Genomic DNA, 18,269 nt, shown 5'->3' on the forward strand with positions numbered 1-18,269 from the left:
ATTTAAGACTTCAACACTAAGCATCAAAATCCAGTAACCGAGGACCTTCAACATTAACCGCGGAAACATATTGATAACTATCTATTTCTTTCGATGACAAGTGTTCTTTAATCTTAGCTGTTGCTACACGAGCGATATCCGCTCCTCTAGAGATTGCTACCACCGACGGTCCTGACCCTGATATCCCGAAGCTTAGAGCGCCACATTCTAATGCAATCCGTTTCATCTCATAAAACTCAGGTATCAAAATAGCACGAGTAGGTTCGATCAATACGTCCTGCATGCTACGACCTATCAAATCATAATCATTTTGGAAAAGGCCCGCGATCAACCCTGCAATATTTCCCCATTGTACAACAGCGTCCTTCAGCAAGACCTTGTCTTTTATTAACTGGCGTGCATCACGCGTCGGTACATCGACCTGAGGAAATACAATCCCTGCATAAAGCTCTCCAGGGACGGGAAGTTTTACGATATCCAAAGCTTCCTGTCCACGGATCAACGTAACTCCTCCCATCAATGCTGGTGCAACATTATCAGCGTGCCCATGCCCACAGGCTAGCCGCTCTCCTTCTACACAATAGGGCATCAGTTCTTCCTTCGTAAGTGGTGCGCCCAACAAGGCATTAATTGCATACAGACCAGCAACCGTACTCGCAGAACTAGATCCCAAACCAGAACCTATTGGCATATGCTTGATAAGTTCAATCTCCACACCAATGGTATCCGCAACTCCTAGATCACTTAGCAACATTTTCACGCAGGCACTAACGGTGTTACGATCGGCATCAAGAGGCAAACGCCCATCATCACCTGCTATCGAACGGATGCGGACTCCGGGTTCGGCTACTCGATACATCTTAACCTCATCGCCAGGTTCGTTGACAGCAAACCCCAGGATATCAAAGCCACAGATCATATTTGCCACGGTAGCAGGAGCAAAAACCCGCACCTTATCTTTTATATTATCAAAGTTTACTTTCTTATCTAATTTTATTTCGTTCATAACTCGACTGTTAAACTGAATCAAAGATCTTATACGACTGCTTATCTGGCTCCGACATTAATTAAATCGGCAAATACCCCTCCTGCTGTTACTTCGGCTCCTGCTCCAGGCCCCTTCACTACTAGTGGTCGCTCTTTATACCGTTCTGTTGTAAATGAAATGATATTATCGCTACCTGAAAGTGCAAAGAAAGGATGTGTGTTATCCACCATCTGCAAAGAGATCTTCACCTTACCATCTTCCAATGTACCGATGTAACGGATTACTTTATTTTCGCTCGCCGCTTTATCCTTCAACGCATTAAAATACTGGTCAGCTTTCAATAATTCGGCATAAAATTCATCAACAGAGGCAGCCAGCAAACAGGATTCAGGCAGGATAGCACCTAAATCGACATCAGATGCTTCGATCACATGTCCTCCATCTCTTGCCAAAATCAACATTTTGCGCATAAAATCTACCCCTCCTAGATCATCGCGGGGATCAGGCTCTGTATAGCCCAACTCCTGTGCCTTTTTCACAACTTCATAGAAAGAAGCATCGCCAACGAAATTATTAAAGATATAAGAGATCGTACCCGACAGAATTGCTTCTATCCTTAAAATTCGATCCCCACTCATCATCAGGTCTTTTAAAACACGTACGATAGGCAAGCCTGCACCGACATTGGTCTCATAGAAAAAGTCAACCCCGTGCACACGTGCGGTGTCTCTTAGTGAACGGTACTGCGCATAATCTCCCGAATTTGCTATTTTATTGCATGTTACAATTGATATATTAGATTTAAAAATATCTTCATAATAGGTAGCAGGCAACTTACTGGCAGTATTGTCAATAAAAACGCAATTTGGCAGGTTCATAGCCTTCATTTTTTCCATAAAAGCAGATAGGTCAGCAATTTCCCCTTTATCATCCAAATCTTCTTGCCAGCCTTCTAGGTTAATTCCCCCTTCATTGAAGAGCATTTTTCTAGAATTAGAGATTCCAACGACTTTTACTTCGATATCATTATTGTCCAATAGAAAATCATGTTGTTCATGAAGTTGCTTAAATAAGGTAGCACCGATATTACCCGTTCCCAGATTAAAGACATGTAATGTCTTTTTCAACTCAGCAAAGAAAGCATCATGTACTGCATTTAACGCTTTAGCAAGGTCGTCTTTTGAAATAATAACTGATATATTGAATTCTGAAGACCCCTGGGCTATCGCACGTACGTTTATTCCGTTTCGACCTAATGCATGAAACAGCCTTCCTGATATACCCGGAGTACGCTTCATATTTTCACCTACTATAGCCAACACCGAAAGATTTTCTTCCAACTCAGGCATAATAAGCTTATTTGCTTCAAGCTCTAATTCAAACTCAACGGCTATCAATTGCAATGCTTTCGCTGCATCCTGCGGATTGACCGCAAATGTAATACTATGCTCAGACGATGATTGTGTGATTAAAATCACATTTATCTGCTCTCTCGCCAACATCGTAAAAAGTCGACCAGAAAATCCTGACTTGCCAATCATTCCACTTCCTGTAAGATTGATAATGGATATATCTGAAATAGACGATATACCTTTTATAGGATAACTAGACTTATCCGACTCAAACTGAATAACCGTTCCAGCCAGATGAGGTTCGAAGGTATTACGGATAGCGATAGGTATTTTCTTCATGAACGCTGGAATCATTGTTGGCGGGTAGATTACTTTCGCGCCAAAGTACGAGAGTTCCATTGCTTCTGTGTAAGACAATATAGGTAATGAAAACGCTTTTTTAACAATACGGGGATCCGCTGTCATCATTCCGTTTACATCGGTCCAGATTTCAATTATAGAAGCACCTAACACTGACCCGAAGATCGCAGCAGTGTAATCAGAGCCTCCACGTCCCAATGTCGTCACGCGTCCCTTATCGTTAGATCCAATAAACCCCGTAACAAACAATAATCTGTCCGCATGGGTATAGGAAAGAGCCTGAATCAACTGTGTTGTCAAATCTTCATTAATATGGGCATTTCCAAAATTAGAGTCAGTTTTGACATAGTGAGAAGCATTAATATATTCGGATTCCGGTATATATTGCTCCATGATTTTAGAAACCAAATAATTAGAAAAGCGTTCACCAAAAGAAACAATTAGGTCTTTGCTCTGCATGCTCAACTCTCTCAGTGCAAAGACGCCCTGTAGAATTTCATCCAGATCATTGAGCATAAGTTTTAACTTGGTAAATACCGGATTTTGGAATTTGACCGCGATAAGGCTCCTTACAACATCAAAATGCTTTTCCTCCAATGCTTTCAGGTTCTCATCAAACGATTTCCCTTCGGCGGCATGCTCTGCCATTTGAGTCAACAGATTCGTCACCCCAGACATTGCAGACAAAACGACAAGCGGTTTCTCTCCTTTGTCAAAAGACTCCTTAACGATTGCCAATACCTCTTGGATACTTTCTTTTGTACCTACCGAAGTCCCTCCAAATTTTAATACCTTCATTAGTTTTATATTAGTTTGTGTCAAAATAGTTCAAAAAAAAAGCCTTCCTCTTTTCTGGAGGAAGGCTCTATCTATTCGCTACACTTAATCATTTCACCATAGAACTACTCCCTCCAGAATCTATCCCGGTGGTAATAATAGTTGTTGAAATAATAGTGCTTAAAAACATCTCTTTTGTAAATTTTGAATAAAGATAATACAACTATAATAACAAATCCAAATTTATTTTGACAAAATAGAAATATTAATCATTTTTTTCCACCTAATTCAAGTGGATCATCAAATAGTGAAGCTTGTCAATATATCAAAAATAACATTTTACAATACTCATGGATGAACAAACAGAATAGCAGCTGTAACACAAGCAATTAAGCCAATCAAAAAGTTAAAGTTTTGTTAAAAAAATGTAAAATAGTTTGGAACCGCAATCATAATACCCTATCTTCGTTGATGTCGATGTGTAGATATACATCTACGGAAGGAAAGTTGTAATTAAATAAAGCGATTTAATGAAAACAAAAAAGATAATAGCAAGTATGCTATTTATAGGCTTTTGTCTAGTGTCGCACGCACAAACAACAAACAAAAGTAAAACAGGAGATCAGGATAATCTTACAAAAGAGTACTTTTCTCAGATTATGGGTGTAGCTATTAATACTACAACAAGCACAAAGCTTTATCAGTTTGTCTATGATTGGTTAGGTACTCCCTACCGATTAGGCGGAGATTCCAAAAAAGGCATAGATTGTTCCAAGTTCTCACTGGCTGTTTATGAAAACGTATTCAATACCACAATCGGATACAATAGCAGGAATCAATATGACAATGTAACTCCTATCAGAAAAAGCGATCTTCAAGCGGGAGATTTAGTTTTTTTCAAAATCAGAAGCAAAAGTATAACACATGTAGGTGTCTACCTAGGAGACGACAAGTTTGCACATGCGTCCTCGAGTAAAGGTGTTATGGTAAGTAGTCTTAACGAAGCTTATTGGCAGCGTTATTATTACAACGGCGGAAGACCTAAAAAAGATGAGGATAGGATTATGACGGCGGATGCGTCAAACTACAAAGAAGACATCAAATAGACTTAATTACTGTTTGAACAATATAGAAGCCTAGATGGAATCCATCTAGGCTTTTTTTTATTCATCTCTCACTAAATAATTTTCATACGTATTATATATAAGTTCTCTCCTAATTTCACTAAATTAGCATAGTCAAATAATCATCATGTCAACAAAGAAAACTCTGATATTAAACAAGCAACAGATACAGCAAAAATCTCGTCGTATCGCTTATCAAATCCTAGAAGACAACTTTGAAGAAAAAGCTGTTGTACTCGTAGGTATTGCTGACCGAGGGTATATTTTTGCTCAACGTCTACAAAGCATACTTCAAGAAATCGCACCTGAAAAAGAAATAGAACTTATCAAAGTTAATATAGAAAAAAGTAAAAGAAATCTAGAAGCTAGCACAGACCAACCTGTTGAAATGGCTAAAGACAAGGCAGTCATCATTGTTGATGATGTACTTAACAGTGGCCGCACATTAGCATATGCCCTAGGTGCCTTTATTAATGTACCATTAAAGAAAATGCGGACAGCAGTGCTCATTGACAGAAGCCACCATAAGTTCCCTATATTTAGTGACTTTTACGGTGTAAAACTATCTACAATTCTGAAAGAGCATGTTGAGGTCAGACTAGAAGAAATCGATAATGAAGAAGATGCTGCTTGGCTTTACTAAGCAGCACCTTTTCCATCCCTAACCTTTATTTATCTTAAGCTTCATTCCCGGTTTAATCATATCACTTTTTAAACCATTGTCAGCTTTCAGCTTGGAGACTGAACTTCCTGAGAACTTATTGGCTATCCGATCCAAAGAATCTCCTCTTTGCACCGTATAAACGACACTTGTATTTTTCCTTTTAGCTGCAGCAGTCTTTACATTCTCTGCCAAACGGGAGTCTACAGGCTTCTCTACAACCAAAACACGCCCTACAACCTTACTTTTAGAGGAAAGGCCATTCCATGCCACAAGATCTTGAACCGACACCCCTAGCTTACGTGATACACTAACCAAGGTTTCACCGCTTTTAACTTTATATTTCTTTTGGCTTTGAACAGCTAACTTTGTTTCTACCTCTTCATTTCGAATTGACTGCTGAGGCAGTACAGCTTCATTCAATGCTAAATACAAAAGACTATCATTTGTATTCTCCGTAATAGGCAACAATAAGCGTCGCGGTTTCTCGACCGACCCGACCACAACATTCTGCTTGAAAGCAGGATTGTATTTCTTTAACTGATCTAAAGATACCCCGATAGCTTCAGCTACATTTGTCAAAGCTATCTTTTTATCCACCATAATCAACTTGCTCTCCATTTGTAACTCTGTGGTCTCTGCCTCTATGCCATAGTAATCGGCATTTGAAAGAACATAGGTCATTGCAATATATTTGGGGATATAATTCTGCGTCTCTTTAGGAAGGAATGGAGCTAGCTCCCAAAAGGAAGGGTTGGTGAATCCCGACCGTTGAATAGCGCGTTGTACACATCCTCTTCCACAATTATAAGAAGCTAAGGCTAATAACCAATCGTTAAACTGCGTATGCGCTTCATTAATATAGCGAGCGACAGCATAGCTCGCCGCATAAGCATCTTTTCGCTCATCGATATTACTATTCATCTCCAAATCATAAAATTTGGCGGTAGCATACATAAACTGCCAAGGTCCAACCGCCCCGGAAGTAGAAACCAAATGAGGGTTTAATGAAGACTCAACTAACGAAAGATACTTGATCTCTTCTGGTATCCTGGCCTCTTCAAAAACAGTTTCATATATAGAAAAATAATGTTGGCTCAATCCAAGCAATCTATTCATATAGGGTCTATAATTCTGAGATGCATATTTACCAATATATACCCGCACCTGTGAATTAAACTCCAATGGCACATCCTTCGAAATAGACTTCAGCCTTCTCAGTATCCCGAGGTCTTCAGGGGTGATTTCTAGGTTTGGATCTATATTTTCCTTGATTGAATCGAGATGGGACGCCAATTGCTTTTGTTGAAGCTCTATAAAGGCATTCATCGAACTATTCAGTTCTTCTTTTTGGGTATCAATCGCAACTTCCTGAGCTATCGTACATGAGTACACAAATACAGCAGCGATTGACAGTGTAATAGAAAATTTCATGCTTTCTAGTTTTTCAGCCGACTAGTGGGCAAGGTTTATAAATAAAAAAGGATTCAATCCTCCAAAACGAAGATCAAATCCTTTTCCTTATATAAAAGCAATCATTAAGAATTGCTTGTGTTATCAGATGTATTGTTCTTTTGATCAGATGGCTCTTCCTTTTGCCCATCCTTAAATTCTTTAACACCACGTCCCAAACCACGCATTAATTCAGGAATCTTCTTTCCTCCGAACAATAACAGAACCAAGACAACTATAATGATAATCTCTTGGGTCCCTATAAATAATAAATTTGATGTATACATTTTGTTCTATTATACTTATAAAAAATTTTACAATAAACACTCCTTATTACAAATATAGATATTAATAAATTAATATCCCGTAACTATCTTGCTATCCAAGAAGATGGATCCAAAACAGTCTCTCCTTGGAAGACACTGAAATCAATATATGTAAACCCTTCTTCGGCATCTCCAGCCGCTGTACCGATTACTGTACCTGTACTTACTGACTGGCCTTTGCTAACTGAAGTGCTCTTCAAATTTGAATATGCCGTGTAATAATTACCATGTTTTATGACTACGGCTGAGGTTCCCATACTTACAACTTGTACTACTGTTCCGGAGAACACTGACTTTACAGCGGCACCATCCCCAGTCCGAATACGCACATAGTCATAAAAATCCCTTACACCATGCTCAACAACCACACTTCCATAATTACGGACGATATTACCCTGCGCTACAGGCCAAGGTAACCCACCCCTGTTAGCCTGAAAACTTGCAGACAGTTTTGCGACTTCAGGCGTACTCGCGATAACATCGGCCCCTTTTCTCTTATCGATTTCCTTCCGTGCATCCTCAACAGATTTACCCGTTTTTTTCGACTCCGCTAAAGCGGCTTTCTGCCGTGCTTCTTCGGCTCTCCGTCTCTCCTCTGCTGCCTCCCTAGCAATTGCGGCCTTTATCAACGAATTTAACTTTTTTCGTTCTTGTTGTTTTGCAGACAATTGACCTTGGAACGACTTTTCCTCTTTTGCCAATTGGCTTAATTGCCCTTGATGCTCCGAACGGTCTTTGGCGATAACATCTCTTTCTTTCCGTTGCTCGGCCAATAGCTCATTCTGTGTTTTTCTATCCACTTCCAGACGTGCAATCTTCAGTTCTATCTCCTTTTTAACACCTTCGATTTCTGCTGCTTTAATCTTTCGGGCATCATTAAACTGTTGCAAATATTTCACCCTTTTAAAAGCTTGGTTAAAATCCTTGGAGGCAAAAATGAACATCATTTTATTATAGGCATTCTTGTTACGGAAGGCAAACATGATCATCTTCTCATAATCTTGACGCATTTTTTCGAGCTCCACTTTTAGTGCTGCGACCGATTTTGTATTGTCATCAATCTGCTTAGACAGGTTACCTAATTCACGATTGATGATTGTAATCTTATCTTCCCGTAAATTCAACTGACGGCTAAGTGCGTTGACCTCCTTTTGGGAAAGGAGCTTTTCTTTAGTTTTAGCAGATAACTCTTTGTTCAAGGCAGAAATATCCGCATTGATTTTTTCCAATTGCTTCTTTAATTCCGCACTGCTTTGACCGTATGAGAAATGCGCACATGCGCCAATTATAAATATACTGAGTAATATTTTCTTAAAAACCATGAATTGCTACTTCTAAACTTAGCGTTTTATATAACCTCCAAAAATAAACATATCTCACTTACTTGCCTAATAAAAATAACTTTTTAACACCTTTACCACATTATTCTACCATTTTATATTTAGCTGGCACGACAAAAGGCGTATCTATATCCTGATTAAAATCGGCTTTATTGTAATTTAAAATTGCACTTATAGACATTCCGCCTGCTCCAAGTTTTATCTGTTGATTCTGTGGAAAATTATAGCCACCAGAAACTACGAAATTACTATAGAAGGATTCCAGGTTATCATCTCGACCGATAACATTTAGCCGGAATACCTTAGGTCTGTTCTTCTCATTCAAGCTGTACTGAAAAGCCAATTGATCCTTTACTCCAACAATCTGCACCTCATTTGATGCACTTGCCACAGTAATCTGGTCCGTCCTCAACAAAGGTTGTGACACATTAGCCATCAAAAGATCCTGCAAAGTAAAAAATGAAACGCCCTCTCCTGTATAACGATGCACATAATCGAAACGCTTTGCAACATACTCACTTCTCATTTTGTTTAATATCTGAATGCTATCCGGTGTAATCTTAACACGTGCCACTTCAAAATTAATCAATGTCGCAGTAACCGAGATCCAGATCTCCCGATCGCGCAAAACGCGCACATGCAAAGTCACGTCGTGCTTCTCATTATCAAACTCAATTTTTGATTTTGCTCGACCTGAAAACGTACTAAAATCGAGGTTATTAATCAAATAACCTTCTGCTCCATTTTTATACGCTGCTCCCTCTCCCCCCTTCGCACCGACCACTTGCTTCTTACTACCACACCCCAACACAATGGATAATGTTAGTAACAACAGAACACACCTACTCCACATATCGTTTATCTTTTATTTTTAACTTAATCTTATTTACATCCACATTATCACCTTTAACAAGAGACAGTGCTTTTTCCCACTGTTTAACTGCTTCTTTTTCTCTACCAAGTTGTACTAGGATATCACCATAGTGTTCGAATAGCAAAGCCGATGGGGATGAAGAAGACTTAATGGCCTTTTCCATCCAAAAGGCCGCTTCTTTATATGCCCCCTGTTGAAAGAGCACCCAGGCATAGGTATCTTGAAAGGTAGCAGAGCTCGCATCTATTTCATTCGCTCTCTTTGCATAAACTGCGGCCTTATCCAAATCCTTCTTCCGAATGGATAGATAATAAGCTAAATTATTCATAGCTGTACTATTGGTACTATCCAACTGTATAGCCTCCTCATAAGCCACATCAGAAGCAGCATCCATTTTCAACTGATGGTATAGATCCCCCAAGCCGCTATAAATAATTGATCTCAAATAGGTATTTTCCTCCTCGCTATGATCCAAAGCCATCTCCAACATAATACGTGTCTTTTCGAAATCCTCTTTTACCATAAAAGCCAATCCAGAAAAGTACATTAACATTGCATTACCAGGATTTGCTCGGATAGCTTCATCCGCATGGCGAATAGCTTCGTCTACTTCATTCAATCCTAAATCAGTATTGATTAACATACGCCAGGCATCAACATGCCGAGGATTAATCCCTACAGCGGTAAGAAATAGCGAACGGGCTTCTGCCGTATTCCCTTTACGCCACAGCACCTCACCTTTGACCACATGACTCTCTGCTATCCTCGGATGCACCAAGACTAAGGTATTTGCCAAGGTTTGAATTTGATCTAAGGTGAAGCCCTTAAAATCAGGATGCATCACATTCAGCATCACACGATGCTTATCGCCGAACTCGACCTGATTAGACTCGAATGCAAGCTTTAGCGACTCAAAAGTCATCTTCATCTTTCCATCCGCTTTATACGCATCTGCAAGATCCAAATATAGAACCGGATCTTTACTATATTTCACTCCTCGTTCTAAGACTGCGATAGCTTGTTTAGTCTTTCCCTTTTGCAAATTAACGTAGCCCAGTGTTCCATACACATGCCTTAATGTCGATTTACCATCCCACGGATCTAATAGCGACTCCGCATCCTGGAGACGATCGTTCATCACATAAACATCAGCCAAAACCACATCCAAGGTATCCGAAGCATGTCCCCTAGCTACCTCATCCTGATATACCTTAATAGCTGTATCCAACTTCTTAGCATTAGACAAAACCATAATTAAATCCCGTCCTATCGAAGGCACTCCAGTATACCTCTCTCTAAGTTCCTCTAATAGAACACTTGCTTCTGCCCAATTCTGTTTACTTTTATAAAGCTCTACGACAAGATTTGCGTGCATAATATTTGCATCATATCGATAGGCGGTTTTAGCATTTTCTAAAGCCTCGTCATAATTACCTGTCTGTCCGAACAACAAAGCCTTTGCGTAATACACTTCAGCCGCATCCGGGTACTTAGCCGTAATGCGATCCATTTCCCCCATAGCCTCCCTAAAATCACCTACCTTCAATCGTTCTTCAACCTTTGCCAACTGCATCTTATAAGGGGGATCGACACGTTGGGCATTTGCGGCTCCCGCAAACAATAGCACCCCAAATACAAATACTTTTTTTAGCAAACCTATCGCTTTTATATTCAAAACCATCTTCAAAATCATAGTAACACCTTTACTAAGGTAACATATTGCCTTAAAAAAAGAGTACAATAGTATCAAAAAGTTTAATCCGAAACTCCTTAATAAATGTTAAATTTGGTCATAAGACCATTAATTATCCCAAGTCAACACCGCTTTATACACCAACCCGGATAAACACATCTACACTTCGAAAAAAATTAAAACATAAAAGCAAAAATAAAAGAGCAACGTCTCTTGTGTTTTAAGAAATAAAAAACGTACCTTTGCAATCCAATTGTAGTGATTACGATTGGTATAACAACAAGTTTAATTAATTAAATAAAAGCAAGTGAATACGTTAAGTTACAAAACTGTCTCTGCCAACAAGAACACCGTTAACAAAGAGTGGATCGTTGTTGACGCTGAGGGCGAGATCTTGGGGCGCTTGGCCAGTGAAATTGCGAAAGTAATTCGTGGAAAACACAAGCCTACATTCACCCCACACGTAGACTGCGGTGATAACGTGATTGTTATCAATGCAGACAAGGTTAAATTGACTGGAAACAAATTAGGCGACAAAACTTATGTTCGCTACACTGGCTACCCAGGTGGTCAGCGTTTTGTATCTCCTAAGGAATTAATGGCAAAACACCCAGAGCGCATCATCGAGAAAGCTGTTCGTGGTATGTTACCTAAGAACCGTCTTGGCCGTCAGTTATTCAAAAATCTTTTTGTTTATGCTGGTGGAGAACACAAACATGAGGCACAAAATCCAAAACCCGTTAAATTCTAAGGAGCATTATTATGTCAACAACTAACACTTCAGGAAGAAGAAAAACTGCTGTTGCTCGTATTTACTTAGGAGCAGGAAGCGGAAACATTACCATCAATGGTAAAGACTACAAAGAGTATTTCCCAACATTGCCTTTGCAGTACATTGCTACTCAATCTTTATTAGTAGCAGAGTCACTAACAAATTTTGATGTTAAAGTTAACGTTCATGGTGGCGGAGTAAAAGGTCAAGCAGAAGCTGTACGTTTAGCAATTGCTAAAGCACTAGTTGAGCTAGACCCAGAAGTAAAACCAGCTTTACGTGCTAAAGGTTTAGTAACGCGTGATGACCGTATGGTTGAGCGTAAAAAACCAGGACGCAAGAAAGCTCGTAGAAGATTCCAATTCAGTAAACGTTAATCAAAGGAGGATCACAAAATGGCAAGAACTACTTATCAAGATTTATTGGATGCTGGTGTTCACTTTGGTCACCTTACTCGTAAATGGGACCCGAAAATGGCTAAGTACATTTTCATGGAACGCAACGGTATTCACATTATCGATTTAAACAAGACTCTTACGAAATTAGAAGAAGCAGCTTCTGCTATCAAACAAATCGTAAAATCAGGTCGTAAAGTTTTATTCGTAGCAACGAAAAAACAAGCAAAAGAAATCATCGCACAACAAGCTAAGGATGTAAACATGCCTTATGTTACAGAGCGTTGGTTAGGTGGTATGCTTACAAACTTCGCAACAGTTCGTAAGTCTATCAAAAAGATGTCTAACATCGACAAAATGCAAAAAGACGGTACATTCGATGTATTATCTAAAAAGGAAAAATTAATGATTCAGCGTGAGCGTATCAAATTAGAGAACCTTTTAGGAGGTATCGCTGATTTGAATCGTCTACCAGCAGCTTTATTCATCATCGACGTGAAAAAAGAGCACATTGCAGTAGCTGAAGCTATTAAATTGAACATTCCTACTTTTGCAATGGTAGATACAAACTCTGATCCTACTAACATTGACTTCCCTATTCCAGCAAATGATGACGCTACTAAATCTATTAGCTTAATCGCAGGAATTATCGGACAAGCAATCGTTGAAGGTTTGGAAGAGCGTAAACGCGATAAAGAAGAAGATGCGGAAAAAGAAGCTGTTGCAGCTAAAGCAGCAGTTGACAATGGTGAAGCAACAGATGCTACTCCAGGAAAACGCACTCGTAAAGCAAAAGACGTAGAATAATAATTCTATATTAAGCCGGATGGACAAGTGTTGGTTTCTGGAAGAAAAGCTTCCTTAAACAAACTCGTCTATCCGGTTTCTTTTTATAACATTAACAATAGCTTTACTTACAAAGTATACTTTTGTTAATCCTACAATTGTAATTTTAAAAAAAATAAAATATCATGTCAGTACAAATTTCTGCATCAGATGTAAACAAATTGCGTCAACAAACAGGCGCAGGTATGATGGATTGTAAAAAAGCTCTAGTAGAAGCAAACGGCGATTTCGAAGCTGCTGTTGACTACCTACGCAAAAAAGGAGCTAAAGTAGCTGCTAGCCGTCAGGACCGTGATTCTAACGAAGGTGTTATCATCGCTAAATCTTCAGCTGATGGTAAAACTGGTATCGTAGTAGAAGTTAACTGTGAAACTGACTTCGTAGCTAAGAATGCTGATTTCGTAGCTTTCGCAGATAAAATCGCTGATGTAGCTTTAGCTAACACTCCAGCTTCTTTGGATGCATTAAAAGCTTTAACAGTTGATGGAAAAGTTATTTCTGAAGCTTTAATCGAACAAACTGGTGTAATCGGAGAGAAAATCGACGTTTCTAAGTTCGAAATCGTAACTGGTGAAAAAGTAGTAGCTTATATCCACGGTAACTACCGTTTAGGTGTATTAGTAGGTCTTTCTGCTGACGCAGCAGGAGCTGAAGAAGCTGGTAAAGATGTAGCTATGCAAATCGCTGCAATGAACCCGGTTTCTATCGATAAAGATGGTGTTGATTCAAAAACTATCGAGCGCGAATTAGAGATTGCTAAAGAGCAAATCCGTGCAGAAGGTAAACCAGAAGAAATGGTAGAAAAAATCGCTGCTGGTAAATTGAATAAATTCTACAAAGAGAACACTTTATTGAACCAAGAGTTCGTAAAAGACTCTTCTAAAAACATCGCTCAATTCTTAGATTCTGTTTCTAAAGGATTGACTGTTACTGCGTTCAAACGCGTTCAATTAGGAGAATAATCAGCGTATTTACGTTGAAAAATATAAAAGCCTGCTTTATAATTTAAAGCAGGCTTTTTTATGGCATAGCCATTTATCACTTATTCGGCCGGTGTGATATAAAATGGGATTTCAATTTATCTAACCCAATATCCTCTTCTTCTTTATCCAGTTCATACAACCACACCTTATCATTCAACATCTCCACACGTTCCTTAGAGTTTATCAGATCCAGTGGTTTCACACGGAACTCTTTATTCAACGGTTGTTGCCGTGGCTGGAGTGTCTTACTATGTTGTATTATCTGTATATGAAACGTAGGCCATTTACCTACAGTAGCAAAATTAGCCATATAGAACTGTGCATAATCGTGCGTTGGAATCAAATTTCCAAAAACGCCCGTCACCTTAGTTGCAGATAAAACAGAAACACTTACCAAAAGCTCAAAAGACGTTTCATTAATGATATAAAACTTAGCTACACCGTTTTTTTGTTCACCTGCTACGCCTATGAAAATTCCTTTATCAATAAACGGTAGATTTGCCGTAGAAACACTTTCTTCCAGCTCATCTTCAGGCATCCTCATATTTCCGTGAACCAGAGTAACCTTGGTTTTTAAAACCGGAATTTCAAAACCTGTATCATCCGTAACCCCAATAACATCGTTGGCTTGAATAGAGGTAATATGTCCCTCAATCGGTTCCTCTACAAACCTTACCAAATCACCTATCTTCAAATTCATCTTTTTAACACACTTTACTTAACACATCGACGACACGGTCAATGTCTTCTTTATCATTATATAAATGAATCCCTATACGGATTCCTTTTCCTCTCGGAAAACATTTAATTCCCACCTCCTGCAGTAAGGGATAACAATCCTGCGGTACTTGCAAATTGATCAGCCCAGACCTACAAGACCTGCTTTCGACGATTGGGAGAATCCAATTCCGATCAATAAACCGCTCATAGGCATAGTCCACAACATCATCTAAATGCTGCTTTACGTTGGATAGACCTATTTCTTTAAAAAAAAGAACAGATTGAAGCAATGTTCCATGACTAAGTACATCTTGGTGCCCAGGTTCAAAAAACGTATCAAGAATTGATTTGTGTTCCCACATCAACTCTTTAGGCCGTTCCCGCTTCTGGGCATCTGCGTATAGCACTTCTTTTAATCTGTCGGACAGCATTACGTAACCATTTCCAAAACCTGCAACCATCCACTTATAACCGCTACCGCATACCGCATCAAAGCCCGATTCGATAAAATCAAATGGTTCGGTTCCTAAATACTGCGTAGCATCACCTATCAGAATAAGATCTGGAAAATCGCGTTTAAGCTCCTTAATAAAATCAAGATCTATCTTAAGTCCACTTATATACTGTACGATACTTAGTATAAGTACATCAGCTTTTTGCTGCTTGAGTGCATCGCGAATGTTGGCTTCTAATCGACCATCTCCAATCGCTATAATATCATAACGATAACCTCGACTTATCACCGGATAGTTTAATGAAGGGTAATCATCCTCTAGCAATAAAAACGTAGACTCCCTAGATAGACCTTCCAGCAACACGTTGAAGCCGAAGGAAAAGTTCGGAACAGCATACACATTGGTTGCTGGACAATTAAATAAACCCGATATCTCCGACTTTACCCCCTTTATAAAAGCCACCTGTTGATCCCTTAAACTACCTAAAGGATCAAAAAAAGCAAGCTCCCATTCCCGTCTCCATTCATAATGCTTTGTAGGCATTAGCCCATTTCCTGGCGTATTAAGGTAAGTCAATCCCTTAGGAATATCGAAATAACTTTTGTAATCCATTGATTTCAACTTCTTGTTGTTGTAGTTTCCTATAAAAAAAAGATGCATCTACTGTAGTCGCCCCCATTGATGCTAAATGCGAAGAATAAATCTGACAATCAATCAGCTGCAGATCAAAGTTTTGGCATAGGTAAATTAAGGCTGCCTTTGAGGCATCAGGAACCTTAGAAAACATACTCTCTCCACAGAATACCTTACCTATCAAAACACCATACAATCCGCCTACAAGATTCCCGCCTTGACGCACTTCGATACTATGTGCATAACCTTCTTGATGTAACCGGGCATAAGCAGTCAACATGTCGTCTACAATCCACGTCCCATCCTGCCCTCTACGTGCTACCGTAGAACACTGCTGCATGACATCTTCAAAACAGGTATTAAAGGATAGCTCAAATATATTTTTTGCAAGCACCTTAGCCATCGACTTGCTCACCTTCACCTGCTGAGGGTAAAGAATAAAACGCTCGTGAGGAGCATACCATAGAATAGGTGTATCATCGCTGTACCATGGAAATATCCCCTTCTTATAGGCCTCGAGCAACCGTTCTGTACGAAGATCTCCGCCTACTGCTAGAAGCCCATCTTCCTCCGCCAACTGTACATCGGGAAACAAAATTAAATCTTCATCTAATTGAAACACCATGGGAAAATAGACTTAGAACTACTAATCTGGCTGTCTCGGTTCCTTACTGATTTCGTCAAAAAGGCGATCCATATGCTCCACATATTCGTTTGTATCGTCCAGAAAAAACTCCAAATCAGGTACGATTCGAGCCTGATTCTTAATTCGTGCTCCTAGTTTATACCTGATTTCACTAACCTTAGCCTTAATGCTTGCAATATCAGTTTTGGCTGTATTGGTATTCAAAAAACTAAGGTATACACGAGCTATCGCAAGATCTGGAGTAACACGAACTTTTGTTACTGTTATAAAAGCCCCAGGAGCCCAATTCTTGCCATCCCGTAAAAACAGTTCGGCCAAATCCTGTTGGATTACTCCCGCGAATCTTTGTTGTCTCTTACTTTCCGTTCCCATGCTATATGAATATTTAAAATAATAATACCAGGCATCAACAAATGTCAACACCTCATCTCTTACAAAATTAGACAAAATGCTTTGTATTCACGAACACCTGAAATAAAACTTTCATCCCTGCTATTGAATCAATGGCAGTGGTAAAAGTTCTTGATCGCCTTTTAAATCTACATTTTCAGAAAAAAAAAGACTTGTCACGGGCAAGTGGACAAGTCTTCATCAAAATTAGTTTATAATTGGATAGAAAAATTTCTTTCAAGTTTTAAGACTTTGCCGTCTATCAATATTCAGTTGTTTACTTTTTGTTGGTTACAATTGTGAGTAAAGACTCACAAAGTATTTCTTTTCATCTCCCTTTGTGTTACAAACATAAGCAGATATTTATAATAACTGAAAATATATTTTAAAAAAAAGTAAGTGGTCACTTTTACACCTATTTGCTATTCTTCTTTCTCTCGTGCAAACACATCGGCCGATTGCCGTCCAAATTCATTACTATAGACCTTAATTAAAACCCCTACTGAGGAGAGGATAAGTGGGCCAAAGATAAGTCCAAGCATACCAAACATATTTAATCCTAATAGTACTCCAAATACGGTTATCATTGGTGGTACGTTTCCTAAGGTTTTCAATATCGTAAACCGCAATATATTGTCGATACCCCCCACCAAGAAAAAGCAATAGATCCCCAGACCAATACCACTAGCTGTCTCTCCAGATGCTAAGACCATAACGGTAACTGGGACATAAATAGTCATGGTTCCTAAGACCGGAACAATTGAGGCGACCCCTGTAAGCACCCCCAAAAGCACAAAGTTCTCCACCCCGAAAATCCAATATCCCAACATAGCGACCAGACCTTGACAAATACCTAAAATTGGAATACCTAACGCATTTGACCGTACCATCAGATTTACCTCATTCCAAATCTCATTCTTACTACGAATAGAAAAAGGTATTGCTCTTTCTATAGCACGCTCCATTGCTTTTCCATGTACCTGCATGAAGTAAAGGACAAACAGGGTTACGACCACATTAATAACCACCTCGACAACAGAGTTTACAATATTGGGTATATATCTGGTGAGTCGCTGCACAAAAGCCAATAAAGCCTCATCAGACATATCGATATCCTTAAGCAGCGGTTTATCTTTCATATACTCCTTGATCAAGTTAAACTGATCAACTAATCGATCCGTATTCGTCAAAAATGTAGACAACTGAGGTGCTAAATAATCTACAATAGCCCATATTGGCAACACGATAAAGACTATAGAGATAAAAATATACATGACACTGGTAGTGGACTTATTCCACTTGCGTCCTTCAGTAAGTGAAAAATAGGAACTTCGGAATAAGATATACAGGGTAATTGCTCCCAAGAAACCTGGCAGATAATACAGCAGATTCTTAAAAATCAAAATGCAGATCAAAAGAATAATCAGAATCAGCATAATCTGATTAATGGGCGTATTATTTATCTGCTTAGCTCTCATATTG

The 18,269-nt window shown here is 39.1% G+C and carries 18 protein-coding genes; 6 read left to right on the top strand and 12 right to left on the bottom strand.

Annotation, left to right across the window (positions count from 1 at the left end; all coding sequences use genetic code 11):
- Positions 1-16: 16 nt before the first annotated feature.
- Together CLV99_RS14565 and thrA are read right to left on the bottom strand one after the other, a co-directional pair.
- The gene (locus CLV99_RS14565) at positions 17-1,006 is read right to left on the bottom strand and encodes a homoserine kinase (protein WP_133585250.1); all 990 of its coding nucleotides are present in this window, start codon (positions 1,004-1,006) and stop codon (positions 17-19) included.
- Positions 1,007-1,047: 41 nt separating this feature from the next.
- Positions 1,048-3,498: a bifunctional aspartate kinase/homoserine dehydrogenase I gene (gene thrA, locus CLV99_RS14570; RefSeq protein ID WP_133585251.1), complete on the bottom strand. Its 2,451-nt coding sequence runs from the start codon at positions 3,496-3,498 to the stop codon at positions 1,048-1,050.
- 509 nt (positions 3,499-4,007) lie between these two features.
- Here thrA and CLV99_RS14575 point away from each other — a divergent pair.
- Together CLV99_RS14575 and CLV99_RS14580 are read left to right on the top strand one after the other, a co-directional pair.
- On the top strand, positions 4,008-4,583 hold the full coding sequence (locus CLV99_RS14575; protein ID WP_133585252.1) for a C40 family peptidase: 576 nt from the start codon (positions 4,008-4,010) through the stop codon (positions 4,581-4,583).
- 145 nt (positions 4,584-4,728) lie between these two features.
- Positions 4,729-5,244, top strand: coding sequence for a phosphoribosyltransferase family protein (locus CLV99_RS14580; RefSeq protein WP_133585253.1), 516 nt, complete (start codon positions 4,729-4,731; stop codon positions 5,242-5,244).
- 18 nt (positions 5,245-5,262) lie between these two features.
- On the opposite strand, the gene CLV99_RS14585 is transcribed toward CLV99_RS14580, so the two are convergent.
- The 5 genes from CLV99_RS14585 to CLV99_RS14605 form a co-directional block, all read right to left on the bottom strand.
- Positions 5,263-6,696, bottom strand: a complete 1,434-nt coding sequence (locus CLV99_RS14585) for a LysM peptidoglycan-binding domain-containing protein (RefSeq protein WP_133585254.1) — start codon at positions 6,694-6,696, stop codon at positions 5,263-5,265.
- 104 nt (positions 6,697-6,800) lie between these two features.
- Entirely contained in the window at positions 6,801-7,001 is a 201-nt protein-coding gene (locus tag CLV99_RS14590; protein WP_133585255.1) for a twin-arginine translocase TatA/TatE family subunit, read from the bottom strand.
- Positions 7,002-7,084: 83 nt separating this feature from the next.
- Positions 7,085-8,362 (bottom strand): murein hydrolase activator EnvC family protein, encoded by a 1,278-nt coding sequence (locus CLV99_RS14595; protein WP_133585256.1) that lies wholly within the window; start codon positions 8,360-8,362, stop codon positions 7,085-7,087.
- A 100-nt stretch (positions 8,363-8,462) separates the two neighbouring features.
- Positions 8,463-9,233, bottom strand: a complete 771-nt coding sequence (locus CLV99_RS14600) for a DUF4292 domain-containing protein (RefSeq protein WP_133585257.1) — start codon at positions 9,231-9,233, stop codon at positions 8,463-8,465.
- Positions 9,223-10,947, bottom strand: a complete 1,725-nt coding sequence (locus CLV99_RS14605) for a tetratricopeptide repeat protein (RefSeq protein ID WP_133585258.1) — start codon at positions 10,945-10,947, stop codon at positions 9,223-9,225. The genes CLV99_RS14600 and CLV99_RS14605 overlap by 11 nt, the downstream gene beginning before the upstream one ends.
- A gap of 307 nt (positions 10,948-11,254) precedes the next feature.
- Here CLV99_RS14605 and rplM point away from each other — a divergent pair, with 307 nt between their 5' ends.
- From rplM to tsf, 4 genes are all read left to right on the top strand, one after another.
- Positions 11,255-11,698 carry a 50S ribosomal protein L13 gene (gene rplM, locus CLV99_RS14610; RefSeq protein WP_133585259.1) on the top strand — a complete coding sequence of 148 codons (444 nt, stop codon included), beginning with the start codon at positions 11,255-11,257 and terminating at the stop codon, positions 11,696-11,698.
- Positions 11,699-11,709: 11 nt separating this feature from the next.
- Entirely contained in the window at positions 11,710-12,096 is a 387-nt protein-coding gene (gene rpsI, locus CLV99_RS14615; protein ID WP_021068909.1) for a 30S ribosomal protein S9, read from the top strand.
- Between the two features lie 18 nt (positions 12,097-12,114).
- On the top strand, positions 12,115-12,921 hold the full coding sequence (rpsB, locus tag CLV99_RS14620) for a 30S ribosomal protein S2 (RefSeq protein WP_133585260.1): 807 nt from the start codon (positions 12,115-12,117) through the stop codon (positions 12,919-12,921).
- A gap of 164 nt (positions 12,922-13,085) precedes the next feature.
- Complete coding sequence (gene tsf / locus CLV99_RS14625; protein WP_133585261.1) at positions 13,086-13,922, top strand: translation elongation factor Ts; 837 nt, start codon at positions 13,086-13,088, stop codon at positions 13,920-13,922.
- A 76-nt stretch (positions 13,923-13,998) separates the two neighbouring features.
- On the opposite strand, the gene CLV99_RS14630 is transcribed toward tsf, so the two are convergent.
- The 5 genes from CLV99_RS14630 to CLV99_RS14650 form a co-directional block, all read right to left on the bottom strand.
- On the bottom strand, positions 13,999-14,643 hold the full coding sequence (locus tag CLV99_RS14630; RefSeq protein WP_133585262.1) for a hypothetical protein: 645 nt from the start codon (positions 14,641-14,643) through the stop codon (positions 13,999-14,001).
- Between the two features lie 4 nt (positions 14,644-14,647).
- Complete coding sequence (locus CLV99_RS14635) at positions 14,648-15,730, bottom strand: aminotransferase class V-fold PLP-dependent enzyme (protein ID WP_162850125.1); 1,083 nt, start codon at positions 15,728-15,730, stop codon at positions 14,648-14,650.
- Positions 15,699-16,376, bottom strand: coding sequence for a leucyl/phenylalanyl-tRNA--protein transferase (aat, locus tag CLV99_RS14640; protein ID WP_133585264.1), 678 nt, complete (start codon positions 16,374-16,376; stop codon positions 15,699-15,701). The genes CLV99_RS14635 and aat overlap by 32 nt, the downstream gene beginning before the upstream one ends.
- A 21-nt stretch (positions 16,377-16,397) precedes the next feature.
- Positions 16,398-16,769 (bottom strand): 30S ribosome-binding factor RbfA, encoded by a 372-nt coding sequence (gene rbfA / locus CLV99_RS14645; RefSeq protein ID WP_133585265.1) that lies wholly within the window; start codon positions 16,767-16,769, stop codon positions 16,398-16,400.
- Between the two features lie 440 nt (positions 16,770-17,209).
- Positions 17,210-18,265: an AI-2E family transporter gene (locus tag CLV99_RS14650; protein ID WP_133585266.1), complete on the bottom strand. Its 1,056-nt coding sequence runs from the start codon at positions 18,263-18,265 to the stop codon at positions 17,210-17,212.
- Between the last annotated feature and the right edge of the window lie 4 nt (positions 18,266-18,269).

Origin of the sequence: Sphingobacterium yanglingense (genome assembly GCF_004363245.1) — a bacterium.
GTDB lineage: Bacteria > Bacteroidota > Bacteroidia > Sphingobacteriales > Sphingobacteriaceae > Sphingobacterium > Sphingobacterium yanglingense.